This window comes from Companilactobacillus kimchiensis, from assembly GCF_001438805.1.
In the GTDB taxonomy this organism is placed as follows: domain Bacteria; phylum Bacillota; class Bacilli; order Lactobacillales; family Lactobacillaceae; genus Companilactobacillus; species Companilactobacillus kimchiensis.
In genome coordinates this window covers 1-4,977 of the sequence record NZ_JQCF01000051.1, presented here as the reverse complement: position 1 = coordinate 4,977, position 4,977 = coordinate 1, and the positions used below count along the sequence as shown (strand labels likewise).

Genomic DNA, 4,977 nt, shown 5'->3' with positions numbered 1-4,977 from the left:
TGCGGAGAGCGGCATCATAATAACAGCTCTGCTAGCTTACGTTCTAACCAATCATAAATAAGAATCGTTAAGTTTATTCATTGATTCCAAATATTTTGTAAACTTTATAAGGCATATCATTTGGTTCGATTTTCTTATAATCCTTAATGTAACTACCTTTGGTATCTAGTTTGATCAATTGACCGTCTGCTAGATCTTCATCAGAATTAAATTCGACTTCATGTCCCATACCTTGACGATCGAAACCATCGGCGTAGTAAGTATAACTACCATCGTCTTCCTTATCAGAAGCGGCATGATCAATTTGAATAAACTTAGGACTACGTTTAGCAAGAAGATTATATTGGTTAAAATTCTTGGCCAAGGGACTAGTTTTATCCTTAACGAATGAACCGGTCATAAAATAGGCAAGGCCCAAAAAGATAAGGGTCATAAAGAAAATATCATGAAATTTTTTCATAGTTTATCCTCAATTATTGAATGTTTAATTTAGTATAAATATCACTAGGAATGTCCTTCTTTAGGACTTCTTTGTAGGTATATACATAACTGCCTTTGGTATCTAATTCTAAATAATGATCTTGTTTCAATTTTCCCATGCCCATAAATTTTACAGGATGTTCATTACCATTACTATCATAACTTTTAAGATCATATGTGTAATTACCATAACCATCTTCATCACGTGCTTCTCTATTATCAATTTTGACATACTTTGGTTCACGTTTTACTAAGACATTATAAGCATTGAAGGCTTGGGCAGCCTGACCTGTGCTGTCCTTGGCATACATACAAACACTGAAATAGCCTAACCCCATAATAACGATACCCAACAAAAAAACTCTTAAAAAACTTCTCATTTGAATTACCTCCTGAAAAGTATATTAAGAGTTTCTTGGTTTTTTATACATTTGATTTACTTACATTACTCTTACAGATTTGTAAGTCGGCTTACCACCAATCAAAGTTAAGTGTGTAGTCTACGATCCGGTTGAATAATGTGGCTAATAGTTTTGTCATGATTAGCGCCCCCAACATCTATAAACTTAATTCTTAGCTATATTATAGTTCTTATTGAAAGCGCTATCAATGGTTATTATCCGTTGAAATATATCGTTTAATAGCTATTATATAGAATCTGTAGTGCCGGGACCATTTACTAAATTCCAAGTCAATTTGCCAGTGTATTTTCCAGCTTGATTATTGGCTGACGTTGGTTGGAGTAAGATACCAGTGTCATTATTCCAATTATCTGCCAAATGATCAGTTGTGAGCGTGTCATAGGATTTATCGTTAGATGCGATTTGTTGGAAAGTGCTATTCAAAACTAGTGGTTCTTCAGTTGAATTGTTTTTGAAAATCAATTCACCATTAAATCGCGTACCGGTACCATTTAGATGAAGACCGGTAGTTGAAACTTCCAATACCCAAGGTGAGGCAAGGCTGGTAACATCTAAGGAAAAGTCTGCTTTGCGTGAGATGAATGGATCAGTGACCTTATAATTAATGTCGTTGAAAACTAAATCATTGGGAACATTTAACTCCAATTTTTTCTCGATTTCAGCAGTATTATTTATTATAAATTGGGGTGAACTTGTTGATTGAATAGCATTAGTCCCAGTAAACTTGGCTAATTGGGCTTCAACTGTAATTGGATCTGAAGTAGGATTGTTTGCGGTACCTGTGAAATCAATATCAGCACTTGTAAATTGGTTAGGATTATTTTCAGGATCAGTAAAACTTCCCAAAGAATATGCTAGATTATGTTTCAAAGTATCAGGATCTTCATTAAGCCATTCAAGCGGTATTTTTTCAACTGCGTCAGGACCATTATCAGAGTGATAAGTAATTGTCCCTGGTTCAGTAAAGGTGACATCTTTGTTGGGAAGCTGAATGCTAGATAGAATTTCATTCCAATTTTGATGACTGGATTCAGGGTCATGTGTTAGATGATAATTGAAAGTTAAATTGTCATTATTAGAAACAGTTCGATCTGGAACTGTGGTGGTTGAGGCGTCGTCTGTAATAGTATTGGCGTCATCTGGCAAACTATTATCGGTGATTTTAGAACTCACTTCAGCCGTAGCTAAAGCTGGAATGGATTCGAAAATAGCCATCTTGCTGTAAACTCCAGTGTAATTACTATTAGAACCTGTGAGTCCCCAATAAACTTTGGTATCACCATCAGTTAAGTTGAATTGAGTTGGATCAACTGGTATTTCTTCAGAACTTACTTTATAAAGACTGCTTGATGGATTCATAGAGCCGTCAAGTAATTTGTCATTGAATTTATAATCGATTGTTGCACCAGTTCCGCCAGAAACAGGCATACCATCTTTGGTTGCAACACCATCGACATCTAGAGCTGGATTCCATGTGAAAGTCACATGGTGCCAGAAAATACGATCAGAACCAATACGGCCATCAATTAAATCGGTACCTTGACTCATGGCTTGAACTGTAGATGTTGCTTGATCAAACTTGGAGAAAGTCCCGCCTGAGTAATTATTTTTAACTGCTTTATAGGTTAGAGGATTGCCTGGATAAGTTAAAGCAATATTTCCAAATCCGTTGGTATTATTACCAGCACGTAAAGCAGTTATGCGATCAGCTTTTATTTTTTGTAATTCTGTATAGCTAGGATAACTACTGGAGATTTTACCTCCAAAAGAATCGCTATTATCAATCGTATCAAATCCTAGTAACGAATAATCGTCAGACCTAAGAGTACCAGTAGAAAATCCAAGTATTATCGGTCCGCCTGCTGCCATAGCTCCTGGAGACATAGGATTCGTAAGGGAATTACGTTCCGCGTCAAAGTTTAAAGCAATACTATTTTGAACGGCGGTTTTTGCGATATCTTCACTAGAACTTAGGTGTTCTTTTCCTAAAATACCGATCGTATAATATGATTTATCGTAACCTAATACTCCCATACCCTGATATCCAGCACCTAATGCTTGACTCTGATTAGAGCTGTTCTTATTAGGGTCATTTTGTAATACTAGAGACATACCCTCGCCATTAGTGACCGGGTTTTCTGATTTTCCGGATCCAAACGATAGCCAAAAGGAGATAGTTTGTTTTTTAGTAATATCAATATAGTTATCTGCATTCTTATCTGACCAAACGGCACCGTACATACCGCCGAGTCCAGAAGTACCTGATGTACCACGAGATCCTTTGGACAAAACTACGACACCCTTTTTAGAAGCTTTATCTATTGTCGCGTAGTTGTTATTGAACGGTGAACCGTCAACACCATCTGACTTTACTGGAGCTAGTATGGAGAAGTAGCTGTTTACGTTGAGACCAGTTGGAGCTTGTTCCAATGCTGCAGATTCATCGGGCTCGGGATCTACTTTGGTATTATCGTCAGTGGCAGCAAAAATACTTGTCACATTAAAAAACGGAGCCAGAAAAATTATAGTAGTAAATATTATATAAACAAATCTAGTTTTATACCTTTTCATCTTAAATTTCCCCTCAAAAAGATGTATGTTGTGTGATATTTCAAATATAATTATAACCGCTTACAAAATAATTGCTAATCAAATATTGAAATAAAAATTTTCGATTAATGGATATTTAACTTGTGTGTCAATTAAATAAAAGAATACGAATGATTATTTTAGTCAACAAAAAACCACCAAATTCATTATCTGAATTGGTGGTTTTTTGTTGGCGATATTGTCACTATCAAGTATATTTAACAATTATTATCCCCAAACCTCAGCTTGAATTGATTTAACTAGAGCTAATTTTTCCCATTGTTGAGCTTCGGTAATCACATTGCCTTCTTCAGTTGAGGCAAAGCCACATTGGGTTGATAACCATAGTCGATTTAATGGTAAGTATTGCGCTGCTTCGTGAATTCGGTCGATGATATCTTGACGATTCTCCAACTTACCTGTTTTAGAAGTGATTAGTCCGAGGACAACTTTTTTATCACCAGAGACTTTGGCTAGTGGGGCGAAGCTACCGGCGCGGTCAGAATCGTATTCTAGGAAATAAGTATCGATATTTTCTTTGCCAAAGAGGTTATCGGCTACGTTGTCATAGCCACCTGAAAATAGGAAATCGGAATGGAAATTTCCACGGCAGACGTGAGTGTTGATAGTTAAATCATCAGGAAGGTCTTCAACGGCACCATTGTTTAGTTCGAGATAAATATCTTGGACATTTTCAGCAACAAGCTTTTTTCCCTCAGCACTGGCTAAGAATTTTTTGTCTAATAGGCGTCCCCATGAACAGTCATCTAATTGAATGACACGAGCGCCTTCATTGTAAAAGGCAATTATTGCATCGTGATAAGCTTTTTCAACATCGTTGTAGAATTCTTGTTTATCTGGATAAATGCGGTTCAGCGCCTCAAGATTTTCACCACGAGTCAATTCGCGGTAGAGCTGAGCTGGAGCAGGGATAGTTTGTTTTGGTAGGATCCCACCGATTTTGTCAGTGATTGATTTGGTGAATTTGAAATCTTGAATGAAAGGATGGGTATTGGCATCGAAACTGATCTTGTCGGTTAAAATAGCAGTATCGTCACGGGAACGACCTTTTGAAAAATCATAGCCTTCGCCAATGTGGGTATGTTTGACGCCTTCAAAACCCCAAAAGAAGTCGAGGTGCCAATATGAACGGCGAAACTCTCCATCTGTGGCATAGTCTAAACCAGCATCCTTTTGTTGGTTAATTAGGTGTTCAATGGCGCTATTTTCAACACTTCTGAGTTGATCTTGAGTTATTTTATTATCCTCGAAGTCGCTACGGGCTTGTTTTAATTCAATAGGTCTTAGAAAACTTCCTACATGTTGAAATCCTATCTTGCTTGTTGTTTTTGTTGTCATAATATTTGGTTCCCCCTGTGAGTTTTAAGTCTAAATTTATTTAATCTGTTGGATGTGAATATTGATTTTGTGAAAGGAGACTGATTGTGTAGTATTAAGGAATACGGACGACAGTTAGTCGTCCCCA

At 36.8% G+C, this 4,977-nt stretch carries 4 protein-coding genes; all 4 read right to left on the bottom strand.

From position 1 onward, the window contains the following. Positions 1 to 73 precede the first annotated feature (73 nt). The 4 genes from IV57_RS12740 to IV57_RS12725 all read right to left on the bottom strand — a co-directional run bounded on the left by IV57_RS12740 (position 74) and on the right by IV57_RS12725 (position 4,850). Positions 74 to 460, bottom strand: a complete 387-nt coding sequence (locus tag IV57_RS12740) for a YxeA family protein (protein ID WP_057881904.1) — start codon at positions 458 to 460, stop codon at positions 74 to 76. A gap of 13 nt (positions 461 to 473) precedes the next feature. Continuing rightward, positions 474 to 860, bottom strand: a complete 387-nt coding sequence (locus tag IV57_RS12735; RefSeq protein ID WP_057881903.1) for a YxeA family protein — start codon at positions 858 to 860, stop codon at positions 474 to 476. A 267-nt stretch (positions 861 to 1,127) separates the two neighbouring features. Next, the gene (locus tag IV57_RS12730; protein WP_057881902.1) at positions 1,128 to 3,473 is read right to left on the bottom strand and encodes a hypothetical protein; all 2,346 of its coding nucleotides are present in this window, start codon (positions 3,471 to 3,473) and stop codon (positions 1,128 to 1,130) included. A gap of 246 nt (positions 3,474 to 3,719) precedes the next feature. After that, entirely contained in the window at positions 3,720 to 4,850 is a 1,131-nt protein-coding gene (locus IV57_RS12725) for a 5-methyltetrahydropteroyltriglutamate--homocysteine S-methyltransferase (RefSeq protein ID WP_057881901.1), read from the bottom strand. Between the last annotated feature and the right edge of the window lie 127 nt (positions 4,851 to 4,977).